Here is a 14,631-nt window from a genome sequence, read left to right on the forward strand (position 1 = left end):
CAGACCCACTTCCAGAGCATACGGTCTTTGAAGGCATACCTGATGCTGAGGATTTACGACGGCTGCGCCGCCGAGCGGGAGCAAGCTCCCTCGCCACAGGAGGCAATGCTTACCCGCGCTTTCTTCGCCATGTCGTAAACGCACCTTTGCGTGGCGCGCGCAGGCATTTGAGCTGTCTGTGCCGGTCATACCATCGCATCAAAGGGCACCGCTGCGATTGCCGGTGCCTCACCGAGACGAAATGGCGCACAGATGCCGCTGGGAGAGACGCGATGTTCAGCAAGCAAGACCAGATCCAGGGTTACGACGATGCACTGCTGGCGGCGATGAATGCCGAGGAGCAACGTCAGGAAGATCACATCGAGCTGATCGCGTCGGAGAACTACACCAGCAAGCGCGTCATGCAGGCACAAGGCAGCGGCCTGACCAACAAATACGCCGAAGGCTATCCGGGCAAGCGCTACTACGGCGGCTGCGAGCATGTGGATAAAGTCGAAGCGCTGGCCATCGAACGCGCCAAGCAACTGTTCGGCGCCGATTACGCCAACGTCCAGCCGCACTCGGGATCTTCCGCCAACAGTGCCGTGTACCTGGCGCTGATCAAACCGGGCGACACCATTCTGGGCATGAGCCTGGCCCACGGCGGTCACCTGACCCACGGCGCGAAAGTGTCGTCCTCGGGCAAGCTTTACAACGCCGTGCAGTACGGCATCAACACCGACACCGGGCTGATCGACTACGACGAAGTCGAGCGTCTGGCCGTCGAATGCCAACCGAAAATGATCGTTGCCGGTTTCTCCGCGTATTCGAAGACTCTGGACTTCCCGCGTTTCCGTCAGATCGCTGACAAGGTCGGTGCGCTGCTGTTCGTCGACATGGCCCACGTTGCCGGCCTCGTCGCCGCTGGCCTCTACCCGAACCCGCTGCCGTACGCCGACGTGGTCACTACCACTACCCACAAGACTCTGCGCGGTCCGCGTGGCGGGCTGATCCTGGCCAAGTCCAACGAAGAGATCGAGAAAAAGCTCAACGCCGCGGTATTCCCAGGCGCCCAGGGCGGCCCGCTGATGCACGTCATCGCCGGTAAAGCGGTGTGCTTCAAGGAAGCGCTGGAGCCTGGCTTCAAGGCTTATCAGCAGCAAGTGATCGACAACGCCCAGGCGATGGCCAGCGTGTTTATCAAGCGGGGCTACGATGTTGTGTCCGGCGGCACCGACAACCACCTGTTCCTGGTCAGCCTGATCCGTCAGGGCCTGACCGGTAAAGATGCCGATGCCGCGCTGGGCCGTGCGCACATCACCGTCAACAAGAATGCCGTGCCGAACGACCCGCAGTCGCCGTTCGTGACCTCGGGCCTGCGCATCGGCACCCCGGCGGTGACCACCCGAGGCTTCAAGGTCAGCCAGTGCGAAACCCTCGCCGGCTGGATCTGCGACATCCTCGACAACCTCGGCGATGCCGACGTCGAGGCCAATGTCGCCCAGCAGGTTTCGGCCCTGTGCGCTGACTTCCCGGTTTATCGCTGAGCGTTTTGGAGTAACTGACTATGCAACGCTATTCCGGCTTCGGCCTGTTCAAACACTCGCTCAGCCACCACGAAAACTGGCAGCGCATGTGGCGCACGCCCACCCCGAAAAAAGTCTACGACGTGGTCATCGTCGGCGGCGGCGGGCATGGCCTGGCGACGGCCTACTACCTGGCCAAGGAACACGGCATCACCAATGTCGCCGTGGTCGAGAAAGGCTGGCTGGGCGGCGGTAACACCGCGCGCAACACCACCATCGTCCGTTCCAACTACCTGTGGGACGAGTCGGCGCACCTCTACGAACACGCGATGAAATTGTGGGAAGGCCTGTCGCAGGATCTCAACTACAACGTGATGTTCTCCCAGCGCGGCGTCTACAACCTGTGCCACACCCTGCAGGACATTCGTGATTCCGAGCGTCGGGTCAGCGCCAACCGCCTTAATGGCGTCGATGGCGAGCTGCTCGACGCCAAGCAGGTTGCGGACGAAATTCCGTACCTGGACTGCTCAAAGAACACCCGCTACCCGATCATGGGCGCCACCGTCCAGCGTCGCGGCGGCGTCGCCCGTCACGATGCCGTGGCCTGGGGCTTTGCCCGTGCCGCCGATGCCTTGGGCGTGGACTTGATCCAGCAGACCGAAGTGATCGGTTTCCGCAAGGAAAACGGCGTGTGCATCGGTGTCGAAACCAACAAGGGTTTCATCGGCGCCAAGCGCGTTGGTGTGGTGACTGCCGGTAATTCCGGGCACATGGCCAAGCTTGCCGGTTTCCGCCTGCCGATCGAATCCCACCCGTTGCAAGCGCTGGTGTCCGAGCCGATCAAACCGATTATCGACAGCGTGATCATGTCCAACGCCGTGCACGGTTACATCAGCCAGTCCGACAAGGGCGACCTGGTGATCGGCGCCGGTATCGATGGCTACAACGGCTACGGCCAGCGCGGTTCGTATCCGGTGATCGAGCACACCATTCAGGCCATCGTCGAAATGTTCCCGGTGCTCTCGCGGGTACGCATGAACCGTCAGTGGGGCGGCATCGTCGACACCACCCCGGACGCCTGCCCGATCATCTCGAAAACGCCGGTACCGAACATGTTCTTCAACTGCGGTTGGGGCACCGGCGGCTTCAAGGCAACGCCTGGCTCGGGCAACGTGTTTGCCGCAAGCCTCGCGAAGGGTGAAATGCACCCCTTGGCCGCACCGTTTTCCATCGACCGTTTCCACAACGGTGCGCTCATCGACGAACACGGCGCTGCTGCCGTCGCCCACTAACAGGAGAAATCCCTATGTTGCATATCTTCTGTCCTCACTGCGGCGAACTGCGCTCCGAAGAGGAATTCCATGCGTCCGGCCAGGCGCACATCCCGCGTCCGCTGGATCCGAACGCCTGCACCGATGAAGAGTGGGGCGATTACATGTTCTTTCGCGATAACCCGCGCGGTCTGCATCACGAGTTGTGGGACCACGTTGCCGGTTGCCGCCAGTATTTCAACGTCACCCGCGACACTGTGACCTACGAGATTCTCGAGAGCTACAAGATCGGCGAGAAGCCGCAATTCACTGACAAGGCTGACACTCAGAAAGCGGCCGCCACGGCTCTGGGAGAGAAGGTATGAGCCAGATCAATCGCCTGTCCAACGGTGGACGGATCGACCGCAACAAAGTGCTGAGCTTTACCTTCAACGGCCAGACCTACAAAGGCTTTGAAGGCGACTCGCTGGCCGCCGCCCTGATCGCCAACGGCGTCGACATCATTGGCCGCAGTTTCAAGTATTCGCGTCCTCGCGGGATCTTCGCTGCCGGTGCCGAAGAGCCGAACGCTGTGCTGCAGATTGGCGCTACTGAAGCCACGCAGATTCCCAACGTGCGCGCCACGCAACAGGCGTTGTATCAAGGCTTGGTCGCCACTAGCACCAACGGCTGGCCGAGCGTCAACAACGACATGATGGGCATTCTCGGCAAGGTCGGCGGCAAGCTGATGCCGCCGGGCTTCTACTACAAAACCTTCATGTACCCGCAATCGTTCTGGATGACTTACGAGAAGTACATCCGCAAGGCCGCAGGTTTAGGCCGCTCGCCGACCGAGAACGATCCGGACACTTACGACTACATGAACCAGCACTGCGACGTGCTGATCGTCGGTGCTGGCCCGGCCGGTCTGGCCGCTGCCCTGGCGGCGGCGCGCAGTGGTGCGCGGGTAATTCTGGCTGATGAGCAGGAAGAGTTTGGCGGCAGCCTGCTCGACTCGCGCGAAAGCCTCGACGGCAAGCCGGCGATGGAGTGGGTCGCCAGTGTCATCGCGGAACTGGCGAACACCCCGGACGTGCTGCTGTTGCCGCGCGCCACGGTCAACGGTTATCACGACCACAACTTCCTGACCATTCACGAACGTCTGACCGATCACCTCGGCGATCGCGCGCCAATCGGCCAGGTGCGTCAGCGCATCCACCGCGTGCGCGCCAAGCGTGTGGTGCTGGCGACCGGCACCCATGAGCGTCCGCTGGTCTACGGCAACAACGATGTGCCGGGCAACATGCTCGCCGGTGCTGTCTCGACTTACGTGCGCCGCTACGGCGTCGCACCGGGCAAGAAGCTTGTCTTGTCGACCAACAACGATCACGCCTACCGCGTCGCTCTCGATTGGCTCGACGCCAGCCTGCAAGTGGTCGCCATCGCCGACGCCCGCAGCAATCCGCGCGGTGCATTGGTGGAAGAGGCACGCGCCAAGGGCATTCGTATCCTCACCGGCAGCGCCGTGATCGAAGCCCGTGGCAGCAAGCGCGTCACCGCTGCCCGGGTCGCCGCGATTGACGTCAAGGCACACGCCGTGACCAGCCCGGGCGAATGGCTCGACTGCGATGTGGTCGCCAGCTCCGGCGGTTACAGTCCGGTGGTGCACTTGGCCTCGCACCTGGGCGGCAAGCCGGTCTGGCGCGAAGACATTCTCGGTTTCGTACCGGGCGAAGCGCCGCAGAAACGCGTGTGCGTCGGTGGCATCAACGGCGTCTACGGTCTCGGCGATGCCTTGGCCGACGGTTTCGAAGGCGGCGCGCGCGCGGCCGTCGAAGCCGGTTTCCAGACCGTCGAAGGCGTGTTGCCGAAAGCGCTGAGCCGTCTCGAAGAGCCGACGCTGGCGCTGTTCCAGGTGCCCCACGAGAAGAACTCGGCGCGTGCGCCGAAGCAATTTGTCGACTTCCAGAACGACGTCACCGCCGGCGGTATCGAACTGGCGACCCGCGAAGGTTTCGAGTCGGTCGAGCACGTTAAACGCTACACCGCGCTGGGCTTCGGCACCGATCAGGGCAAGCTCGGCAACGTCAACGGTCTGGCCATCGCCGCCCGTTCGCTGAACGTGACCATCCCACAGATGGGCACCACCATGTTTCGCCCGAACTACACGCCGGTGACTTTCGGCGCCGTGGCCGGTCGGCACTGTGGGCACATCTTCGAACCGGTGCGCTACACCGCACTGCATGCCTGGCATGTGAAGAATGGTGCCGAGTTTGAAGACGTCGGTCAGTGGAAGCGTCCATGGTACTTCCCGAAAAACGGTGAAGACCTGCACGCCGCGGTGAAGCGCGAATGCAAAGCCGTGCGCGACAGCGTCGGCCTGCTGGACGCCTCGACCCTCGGCAAGATCGACATTCAAGGCCCGGATGCCCGCGAGTTCCTTAACCGCGTGTACACCAACGCCTGGACCAAACTCGACGTGGGCAAGGCCCGCTACGGTTTGATGTGCAAGGAAGACGGCATGGTCTTCGACGACGGTGTGACGGCGTGTCTGGCCGACAACCATTTCGTCATGACCACCACCACCGGCGGCGCCGCACGCGTACTGCAGTGGCTGGAGCTGTACCACCAGACCGAATGGCCGGACCTGAAGGTTTACTTCACCTCCGTCACCGACCACTGGGCGACCATGACCTTGTCCGGGCCGAACAGCCGCAAGCTGCTCAGCGCCGTGGCCGACATTGATTTGAGTAATGAAGCGTTCCCGTTCATGACCTGGAAAGAAGGTCTGGTGGGCGATGTGCCGGCGCGGGTGTTCCGCATCTCGTTCACCGGTGAGCTGTCGTACGAAGTCAACGTGCAGGCCGACTATGCGATGGGCGTGCTGGAGAAAATCGTCGAGGCCGGCAAGCAGTACAACCTGACGCCGTACGGCACCGAAACCATGCACGTGCTGCGTGCCGAGAAGGGTTTCATCATCGTCGGCCAGGACACCGACGGCTCGATGACCCCGGACGACCTGAACATGGGCTGGTGTGTCGGTCGCACCAAACCGTTCTCATGGATCGGCCAGCGCGGCATGAACCGTGAAGACTGCGTGCGCGATCAGCGTAAACAGTTGGTCGGTCTCAAGCCGATCGATCCGACCAAGTGGCTGCCGGAAGGTGCGCAGCTGGTGTTCAACACCAAGCAGGCGATCCCGATGACCATGGTCGGCCACGTCACCTCGAGCTACGCGCACAACTCCCTCGGTTATTCGTTTGCCATGGGCGTGGTCAAGGGCGGTCTCAAGCGTCTGGGTGAGCGGGTGTTTGCACCGCTGGCCGATGGCAGCGTGATCGAGGCGGAAATCGTTTCTTCGGTGTTCTTCGATCCGAAGGGTGAGCGGCAGAACATCTGACACTGATCGTTCCCACCCTCCGCGTGGGAATGCATCCCGGGACGCTCCGCGTCCCAAGAGCGGACGCAGAGCGTCCATGGCGGCATTCCCACGCAGAGCGTGGGAACGATCAATACAAGAAGGTGCTTTATGACCACAGCCAATGTTTACCAACAACGCCCGACCACCGGGGCCCGTGCCGAGTCGTCGTTGCACCATGCCGACCTCGCCAGCCTGGTCGGCAAGGGCCGCAAGAACGCCGGCGTGATCGTGCGTGAAAAGAAACTCCTCGGCCATTTGACCATTCGTGGCGATGGCCACGACGCAGCGTTCGCCGCCGGTGTGCACAAGGCCCTCGGCATTGAATTGCCCGGCGCCCTCAGCGTCATCGTCAAAGGCGAAACCAGTCTGCAATGGATGGGCCCGGACGAATGGCTGCTGATCGTGCCAAGCGGTGAAGAATTTGCCGCCGAACAGAAGCTGCGCGACGCGCTGGGCGATCTGCACATCGCAATCGTCAACGTCAGCGGCGGCCAGCAGATTCTCGAACTGAGCGGGCCGAACGTGCGTCAGGTGCTGATGAAGTCCACCAGCTATGACGTGCACCCGAACAACTTCCCGGTCGGCAAGGCTGTAGGCACGGTGTTCGCCAAGTCACAACTGATGATTCGTCACACGGCTGAAGACACTTGGGAATTGCTGATTCGCCGTAGCTTTTCCGATTACTGGTGGTTGTGGTTGCAGGATGCTTCGGCTGAGTACGGCCTTAGCGTTCAGGCTTGAAGCTGAATGGCCGTGGTAGCTGCTTCTGTGGCGAGGGAGCTTGCTCCCGCTCGACTGCGAAGCAGTCATGAAAACTGAGTTCGCGTTACTTCCGGGCAAACGCGGCCGCTGATTTGGGGTCGCTGCGCAACCCAGCGGGAGCAAGCTCCCTCGCCACAGAGTTTAACGATCGTCGTCACTCAGAGCGTGGGAACGATCAGAGGAAAAAATATGAGCCGCGCCCCAGACACATGGATTCTGACCGCCGACTGCCCCAGCGTCCTCGGCACCGTGGACGCGGTCACGCGTTTTCTGTTCGAGCAGGGCTGTTACGTCACCGAGCACCACTCGTTCGATGATCGCCTCTCCGGGCGCTTCTTCATTCGTGTGGAATTCCGTCAGCCCGACGGCTTCGACGAACAGTCTTTCCGTGCAGGCTTGGCCGAGCGCGGCCAGGCCTTTGGCATGATCTTCGAGCTGACCGCGCCGAACTACCGGCCGAAAGTGGTGATCATGGTGTCCAAGGCCGATCACTGCCTCAACGACTTGCTCTACCGCCAGCGCATCGGCCAGTTGTCGATGGACGTGGCGGCGGTGGTGTCCAACCATCCGGATCTCAAGCCGCTGGCCGACTGGCACCAGATTCCCTACTACCATTTCCCTCTCGACCCCAACGACAAACCGGCGCAGGAGCGTCAGGTCTGGCAGGTGATCGAAGAGGCCGGTGCCGAACTGGTCATTCTCGCCCGCTACATGCAGGTGTTGTCACCGGAGCTGTGCCGCAAGCTCGACGGCAAGGCGATCAATATTCACCACTCGCTGCTGCCGGGTTTCAAGGGCGCCAAGCCGTATCACCAGGCCTACAACAAGGGCGTGAAACTGGTCGGCGCCACCGCGCACTACATCAACAACGATCTGGACGAAGGACCGATCATTGCCCAGGGCGTCGAGGCGGTGGACCATAGTCATTACCCCGAGGATTTGATTGCCAAGGGGCGGGATATCGAAGGCCTGACGCTGGCGCGGGCCGTCGGGTATCACATCGAAAGAAGGGTGTTTTTGAACGCGAACAGAACCGTCGTTCTTTAGGCCGCCATCGCTGGCAAGCCAGCTCCCACAGGGATTTGTGTTGTACACAATATTTGAGGTCCACCCGAAACCTGTGGGAGCTGGCTTGCCAGCGATGAGGCCCTGACAGGCAACACATAAGCAGCATCTGTACCCGAGCACTCAACGCGCTGCCCAACCGGGGCAACGCAGTTCCATAAAAACAACAGCGAGGTGAAAGCATGTCTGGCAATCGTGGTGTGGTGTATCTCGGCGCTGGCAAGGTCGAAGTACAGAAAATCGACTACCCGAAAATGCAGGACCCGCGCGGTCGCAAGATCGAGCACGGAGTCATTCTCAAAGTGGTCTCCACCAATATTTGCGGCTCCGACCAGCACATGGTGCGCGGCCGGACTACGGCGCAGACCGGTCTGGTGCTGGGCCATGAAATCACCGGTGAGGTGATCGAAAAAGGCTCCGACGTCGAAAACCTGAAGATCGGCGATCTGGTCTCCGTGCCGTTCAACGTCGCTTGCGGGCGCTGCCGTTCCTGCAAAGAGCAACACACTGGCGTCTGCCTGACCGTTAACCCGGCCCGAGCCGGCGGCGCTTACGGCTATGTCGACATGGGCGACTGGACCGGTGGCCAGGCCGAGTACGTGCTGGTGCCGTACGCCGACTTCAACCTGCTGAAACTGCCGGACCGCGACAAGGCCATGGAGAAAATCCGTGACCTGACCTGCCTCTCCGACATCCTCCCGACCGGTTACCACGGCGCCGTCACTGCCGGCGTTGGCCCGGGCAGCACCGTCTACATCGCAGGCGCCGGCCCGGTCGGTCTTGCCGCTGCCGCCTCCGCACGTCTGCTGGGCGCGGCGGTGGTGATCATCGGCGACGTCAACACCATCCGCCTGGCCCACGCCAAGGCCCAGGGTTTTGAAATCGTCGACCTGTCCACCGACACCCCGCTGCACGAACAGATCGCCGCTCTGCTGGGCGAGCCGGAAGTCGACTGCGCGGTGGACTGCGTCGGCTTCGAAGCACGCGGCCACGGCCACGACGGCGTCAAGGCCGAAGCCCCGGCCACGGTGCTCAACTCACTGATGGGCGTGGTGCGGGTGGCCGGCAAGATCGGCATCCCGGGCCTGTACGTCACCGAAGATCCGGGCGCCGTCGACGCCGCCGCAAAAATGGGCAGCCTGAGCATCCGCTTCGGTCTGGGCTGGGCCAAATCCCACAGCTTCCACACCGGCCAGACCCCGGTGATGAAATACAACCGCCAACTGATGCAGGCAATCATGTGGGACCGCATCAACATCGCCGAAGTGGTCGGTGTGCAAGTCATCAGCCTCGATCAGGCGCCGGAAGGTTACGGCGAGTTCGATGCGGGTGTGCCGAAGAAGTTTGTGATTGATCCGCATAAGTTGTTTAGTGCGGCGTAACGGAACAAGGTGACAAAAAGGGCGGCCGAAATGCCGCCTTTTTCATTTCCGCTAATCGTTATTCATTCGTGCTAAAGGAGCACTGAGTTAACGAAGCAGTGCATTGACCGGTTTTCGTCCAATCGCTGGATGTTGATTCGAAGTGAGCGACATCTGCTACCAAGGCAATGTTTCCATAACGACAACTTATTTGATTGACCAGGATTGGACCGGTTTCGTCTTCGTCTTCGGTAATGTGCGTAACGCTTTCAAACTCAGTGCCCCTGTTGATTTTTAGCTCGTTCGGATTCGCCACCTTCCAGATTCTACCGAAGTTGTCCTTGAGCTCAGAACCATCCCTGGCCTCTTGCATGCCTGAAAGCACGGGGCAGGTGTCTGCCTGTGCGAGGCCTGCAGTAACAGCTAAACAGAGCGGCGTGAATAGTCTTGCGATACGCATGATTTCATTTCCTTGGCGAGTTGAAGGTCAACCATGCCCCGGAAGCATTGCGACGGCTACTGTCATATATGACAGTTTATGAGAACCATTAGGAATGAATCGGGTGGGTTTTTATCGCGAGCAGTGGTCGGCCGGACTAATATCATTTCCCGGTTCTGGAACAGCTCATTGAGTCTCAGGTCAAAAGGCGCAGCTCCGCCTGTTGATGGAGCCCAAGAAATAAGAGGATGTCTGAATGAAGATTTCACGCGGTTTTGCCCTGGCATCGCTCCTGACGCTGGCCGCCGGGCCGGTGTTTGCCGGTTTCAGTCTGAATGACGTGGCCGGTGCGGTATCGGGCATGCAGGGTGGTGACAAGGCGGCGGCCGCCGCGCCGACTTCGGAGACCGCCGGTTTGCTCAGCGCACTGAGTGCACTGGATGTCACGCCGGAGCAAGCCGTCGGCGGCACCAGTGCGATGCTCGGGCTGGCAAAGAATCAGTTGAGCAGCACCGATTACTCGCAACTGGCCAAGGAAGTGCCGGGCATCGACAAGTTGTCCGGTGGCGGCGGCAATCTGGCGGCCCTGGGCGCGTTGCTCGGTTCGTCCGGCAAATCCGCAGGCCTTGAGAATGCGCTGGGCAACGTCAAGGACACCAATGACCTGAACGATGCCTTCAGCGCGTTGGGCATGGACAGCGGCATGATCGGCCAGTTTGCCCCGGTGCTGCTCCAGTACCTCGGTCAGCAGGGCGTCGGCGGTTCGCTGTTGAGTAGCCTGGGCAGCATCTGGGGCACGGGTACCGGCAGTTGATTCAACGGCGCTCGTCGCGCAGTTCGGCGATGCGCTGGTCCTTCTCGTTCCAGAGCTGGTTGACCCAGTTCTGGACGCGCTCGCGAAACAGCGGATCTTTTTCGTAATCGCCCTGCCACAGCGCCGGGTCGAGTTCGCGGGTTTTGATGTCGATAATCACGCGTGGCACGTTGCCGCTGATCAGGTCCCAGAAGCCCGGAATTTTTTCCTGCGGATAAACCACGGTGACGTCGAGCATGGCGTCGAGTTGTTCACCCAGCGCCGCCAGCACAAACGCCACGCCGCCGGCCTTGGGCTTGAGCAGGTGGTTGAACGGGGAAGTCTGCTGTGTGCTTTTCGCTGCGGTGTAGCGGGTGCCTTCCAGATAATTCACCACCGTCACCGGCTGGCGCTTGAACAGCTCGCAGGCCTGTTTGGTGATTTCCAGATCCTTGCCGGCCAGTTCCGGGTTTTTCGCCAGAAACGCCTTGGTGTAGCGCTTCATGAAGGGGTAATCCAGCGCCCACCACGCCAGGCCCAAAAACGGCACCCAGATCAGCTCTTTCTTCAGGAAGAATTTGAAGAACGGCGTACGCCGGTTGAGCGTCTGGATCAGCGCCGGAATATCGACCCAGGACTGATGATTGCTGACCACCAGATACGAGGTGTCGCGACGCAGATCGTCGCCACCGCGAATGTCCCACTGCGTCGGAATGCAGAGCTTGAAGATCAGCTTGTCGATTTCGGCCCAGGTTTCGGCAATCCACATCACCGCCCATGATGCGTAGTCACGCCAGCGCCCGGGTGCGACCAGTTTGAGCAGGGCAAACACCATCAACGGCCCGATCAGGATCAGGGTGTTGAGCAACAGCAGCAGGGTGACGAAACAGCCGGTGAGCAGGCGGCGCATAAGCAACTCTTTGAAGTCCGGTTGGCGGGCCATGATAAGCAGCTTCACGCAGCAGGCCAAATCGGCGCTGACGAATGTTTCACTTTTCAAGCGTTACTCTTTAGTACTTGCGCAAAACCTGTGGCGAGGGAGCTTGCTCCCGCCGGGCTGCGAAGCGGCCCCGGGTCCATGCGCCGCGGTGTGTGCGCTGAGTCGCTAATAAAAGCTTACGACGACTGCGTCGCCGAGCGGGAGCAAGCTCCCTCGCCACAATGCTTGCTGCTGCTTCAACTTCCGCACTTTTCTGCGGTCTAGAATTTGGCGCTGAGCCCACTCTTTCAGGAAACCCCCTACGTGAAATCCCTCCTTGCTCTGTTTGCCCTTGTCGCCCTGCCGGTCATGGCCGCCGAGCCGACCCTGTACGGACGTTACGAATACATCGCGCTGCCGGAGATCGGCGGCGAAGTGCTCAAGGCCAAGATGGACACCGGCGCGCTGACCGCCTCGCTGTCGGCCAAGGACATCGAGACCTTCACCCGCGACGGCGAAGACTGGGTGCGTTTTCGCCTCGCCACCAAGGACGCCAGCAACAAGGTCTTCGAACACAAGGTGGCGCGCATCAGCAAGATCAAAAGCCGCTCCGACGAGGACGATGAAGAGCGCGACGCCAGCGATGCCGCCAAGCGCCCGGTGGTCGATCTGGAATTGTGCCTGGGCAACGTCAAGCGCACCGTCGAGGTCAACCTGACCGATCGCAGCCACTTCAATTACCCGCTGCTGATCGGTGCCAAGGCCTTGCGCGAGTTCGGCGCGGCAGTCAATCCGGCACGGCGCTACACCGCCGACAAGCCTGACTGCTAAGTGGTCTGATTGACGTAACGCCGGGCTTGGGGCACCGTTCGCGCATTACCTGCCACGGGCTCGGACGCCATGCCGCACATTCTGATTGTCGAAGACGAAGCGGCGATTGCCGACACGCTGATATTTGCCTTGCAGGGCGAGGGGTTCAGCACCACGTGGCTGAGCCTCGGCGCGGCGGCGCTGGAGCATCAGCGGCAGACCCCGGCCGACCTGATCATTCTCGACATCGGCCTGCCGGATATCAGTGGCTTCGAGACCTGCAAGCAACTGCGGCGCTTCACCGAAGTGCCGGTGCTGTTCCTCAGCGCACGGGATGCCGAGATCGACCGCGTGGTGGGGCTGGAGATCGGCGCTGACGATTACGTGGTCAAGCCGTTCAGCCCGCGCGAAGTGGCGGCGCGGGTCAAAGCCATCCTCAAGCGCATCGCGCCGCGCCCCACCGTGGAAACCGGTTCCACGCTGTTTCGCATCGATCCCGAACGCGTACAAATCAGCTATCGCGGCCAGCCACTGAGCCTGACCCGTCATGAGTTCCGTCTGCTGCAATGCCTGCTCGAACAACCCGAGCGGGTTTTCAGCCGCGAGCAATTACTCGACGCGCTGGGCGTTGCCGCTGATGCCGGTTACGAACGCAGCATCGACAGCCACATCAAAAGCGTACGTGCCAAGCTGCGCCTGGTGCGCGCCGACGCCGAGCCGATCCAGACCCATCGCGGCCTCGGCTACAGCTACAGTCCGGGGCACAGCTGATGTCGTTGGGTCTGCGCATTTTTCTGGTGTACGTGCTGTTTGTCGGCCTGACCGGTTATTTCGTACTGAACACGGTGATGGAGGAAATCCGCCCCGGCGTGCGCCAGTCCACCGAAGAGACACTGGTCGATACCGCCAACCTGATGGCGGAAATCCTGCGCGACGATTTCAAGGCCGGCACCCTCAGCGAGAACCGCTGGCCGCAATTGCTGCGTGCCTATGGCGAGCGCCAGCCGCAGGCGACGATTTGGGGCCTGCCGAAGAATCAGGTCAACCACCGCATCTATGTCACCGACGCCAAAGGCATCGTCGTGCTCGATTCCAGTGGCGTGGCGGTCGGTCAGGATTACTCGCGCTGGAATGACGTCTACCTGACCCTGCGCGGCGAGTACGGCGCGCGCTCCAGCCGCAGCGACGCCGATGATCCGGGTTCGTCGGTCATGCACGTTGGCGCGCCGATCCGTGACAACGGCAAGATCATCGGCGTGGTCACCGTGGCCAAGCCCAACAGTTCGCTGCAGCCATATGTCGATCGCACTGAACGGCGCCTGCTGATTTACGGTGCCGGCCTGATCGGTCTCGGTCTGTTGTTCGGCGCCTTGCTGTCGTGGTGGCTGAGCCGCGCGCTGCATCGCCTGACCGGTTATGCACAAGCCGTGAGCGAGGGGCGGCGGGTGGAAGTGCCGCACTATCGCGGCGGTGAACTTGCGCAACTCGCCACGGCGGTCGAGCAGATGCGCACGCAACTGGAAGGCAAGGCCTACGTCGAGCGCTATGTACACACGCTGACCCACGAACTGAAAAGCCCGCTGGCGGCGATTCGCGGTGCGGCGGAGTTGCTGCTGGCGGAGATGCCAACGGTTCAGCGCCTGCGCTTTGTCGGCAATATCGACAGCGAAAGTGCGCGCATGCAACAGTTGATCGAACGCTTGCTCAACCTGGCGCAGGTCGAACAACGCCAAGGCCTGGAAGAGCGAGTGGCGGTGCCGCTTTCGGTGTTGGTCGAGCAACTATTGAGCGCCCAAGCGGCGCGGATCGAGGGGAAACAACTGCGTGTCGAGCAAGCGATCGGCAACGATCTGTTGCTGATTGGCGAGCCGTTTCTGCTGCGCCAGGCCTTGGGCAACCTGCTGGAAAACGCGCTGGATTTCACCCCGGTGCAAGGCGTGTTGCACTTCAGTGCCGAGCGGGTCGGCGAGCGGATCGAATGTCGTCTGTTCAACCAGACCGCGCCGATCCCCGATTACGCCTTGCCGCGTTTGACCGAGCGGTTCTACTCGTTGCCGCGCCCGGACACCGGGCGCAAAAGTACCGGGCTGGGGCTGAATTTTGTCGAGGAAGTGGTCAAGTTGCATGGCGGGGGGATGCGCATTCGTAACGTCGAAAAGGGTGTTGAGGTGACGTTGCGCCTGCCTTGAGCTGATCCCTGTGGCGAGGGAGCTTGCTCCCGCTGGGCTGCGAAGCGGCCCCGATTCCAGATATCCCGCTGTATTCAGTTGAACCACCAATCGAGGCTTACGACGACTGCGTCGCCG

The 14,631-nt window shown here is 61.4% G+C and carries 13 protein-coding genes; 11 read left to right on the forward strand and 2 right to left on the reverse strand.

Annotated features, from left to right (window positions below):
- The first annotated feature begins 272 nt into the window (after window positions 1-272).
- From HU743_RS13990 to fdhA, 7 genes are all read left to right on the forward strand, one after another.
- Window positions 273-1,526: a serine hydroxymethyltransferase gene (locus HU743_RS13990; protein WP_186622726.1), complete on the forward strand. Its 1,254-nt coding sequence runs from the start codon at window positions 273-275 to the stop codon at window positions 1,524-1,526.
- Window positions 1,527-1,546: 20 nt separating this feature from the next.
- A complete protein-coding gene (locus HU743_RS13995) occupies window positions 1,547-2,797 on the forward strand; it encodes a sarcosine oxidase subunit beta (RefSeq protein ID WP_016772829.1) in 1,251 nt (416 codons plus the stop codon).
- Window positions 2,798-2,811: 14 nt separating this feature from the next.
- The gene (locus tag HU743_RS14000) at window positions 2,812-3,141 is read left to right on the forward strand and encodes a sarcosine oxidase subunit delta (protein WP_186549224.1); all 330 of its coding nucleotides are present in this window, start codon (window positions 2,812-2,814) and stop codon (window positions 3,139-3,141) included.
- A complete protein-coding gene (locus tag HU743_RS14005) occupies window positions 3,138-6,155 on the forward strand; it encodes a sarcosine oxidase subunit alpha (RefSeq protein ID WP_186649229.1) in 3,018 nt (1,005 codons plus the stop codon). Before HU743_RS14000 ends, HU743_RS14005 begins: the two co-directional genes overlap by 4 nt.
- 129 nt (window positions 6,156-6,284) lie before the next feature.
- Window positions 6,285-6,917 carry a sarcosine oxidase subunit gamma family protein gene (gene soxG, locus HU743_RS14010; protein ID WP_186622723.1) on the forward strand — a complete coding sequence of 211 codons (633 nt, stop codon included), beginning with the start codon at window positions 6,285-6,287 and terminating at the stop codon, window positions 6,915-6,917.
- A gap of 210 nt (window positions 6,918-7,127) precedes the next feature.
- Window positions 7,128-7,985, forward strand: a complete 858-nt coding sequence (gene purU, locus HU743_RS14015; RefSeq protein ID WP_007959808.1) for a formyltetrahydrofolate deformylase — start codon at window positions 7,128-7,130, stop codon at window positions 7,983-7,985.
- 200 nt (window positions 7,986-8,185) lie between these two features.
- A complete protein-coding gene (fdhA, locus tag HU743_RS14020; RefSeq protein WP_186549217.1) occupies window positions 8,186-9,385 on the forward strand; it encodes a formaldehyde dehydrogenase, glutathione-independent in 1,200 nt (399 codons plus the stop codon).
- 58 nt (window positions 9,386-9,443) lie between these two features.
- On the opposite strand, the gene HU743_RS14025 is transcribed toward fdhA, so the two are convergent.
- Window positions 9,444-9,824, reverse strand: a complete 381-nt coding sequence (locus tag HU743_RS14025) for a hypothetical protein (RefSeq protein WP_071173848.1) — start codon at window positions 9,822-9,824, stop codon at window positions 9,444-9,446.
- 235 nt (window positions 9,825-10,059) lie between these two features.
- Between HU743_RS14025 and HU743_RS14030 the strand changes: the two genes are divergently transcribed.
- Complete coding sequence (locus HU743_RS14030; protein WP_186649231.1) at window positions 10,060-10,617, forward strand: DUF2780 domain-containing protein; 558 nt, start codon at window positions 10,060-10,062, stop codon at window positions 10,615-10,617.
- A gap of 1 nt (window position 10,618) precedes the next feature.
- Here HU743_RS14030 and HU743_RS14035 read toward each other — a convergent pair whose 3' ends face one another.
- Window positions 10,619-11,506, reverse strand: a complete 888-nt coding sequence (locus tag HU743_RS14035; protein ID WP_186649377.1) for an acyltransferase — start codon at window positions 11,504-11,506, stop codon at window positions 10,619-10,621.
- A gap of 333 nt (window positions 11,507-11,839) precedes the next feature.
- Between HU743_RS14035 and HU743_RS14040 the strand changes: the two genes are divergently transcribed.
- From HU743_RS14040 to creC, 3 genes are all read left to right on the forward strand, one after another.
- On the forward strand, window positions 11,840-12,346 hold the full coding sequence (locus tag HU743_RS14040) for an ATP-dependent zinc protease (RefSeq protein ID WP_186549203.1): 507 nt from the start codon (window positions 11,840-11,842) through the stop codon (window positions 12,344-12,346).
- A gap of 69 nt (window positions 12,347-12,415) precedes the next feature.
- Window positions 12,416-13,096, forward strand: coding sequence for a two-component system response regulator CreB (creB, locus tag HU743_RS14045; protein WP_186649233.1), 681 nt, complete (start codon window positions 12,416-12,418; stop codon window positions 13,094-13,096).
- Window positions 13,096-14,514, forward strand: a complete 1,419-nt coding sequence (creC, locus tag HU743_RS14050) for a two-component system sensor histidine kinase CreC (RefSeq protein WP_186649236.1) — start codon at window positions 13,096-13,098, stop codon at window positions 14,512-14,514. The genes creB and creC overlap by 1 nt, the downstream gene beginning before the upstream one ends.
- Window positions 14,515-14,631: the final 117 nt, after the last annotated feature.

The organism is Pseudomonas sp. SWRI99 (assembly GCF_014270125.1).
Taxonomy (GTDB): Bacteria; Pseudomonadota; Gammaproteobacteria; order Pseudomonadales; family Pseudomonadaceae; genus Aquipseudomonas; species Aquipseudomonas hamedanensis.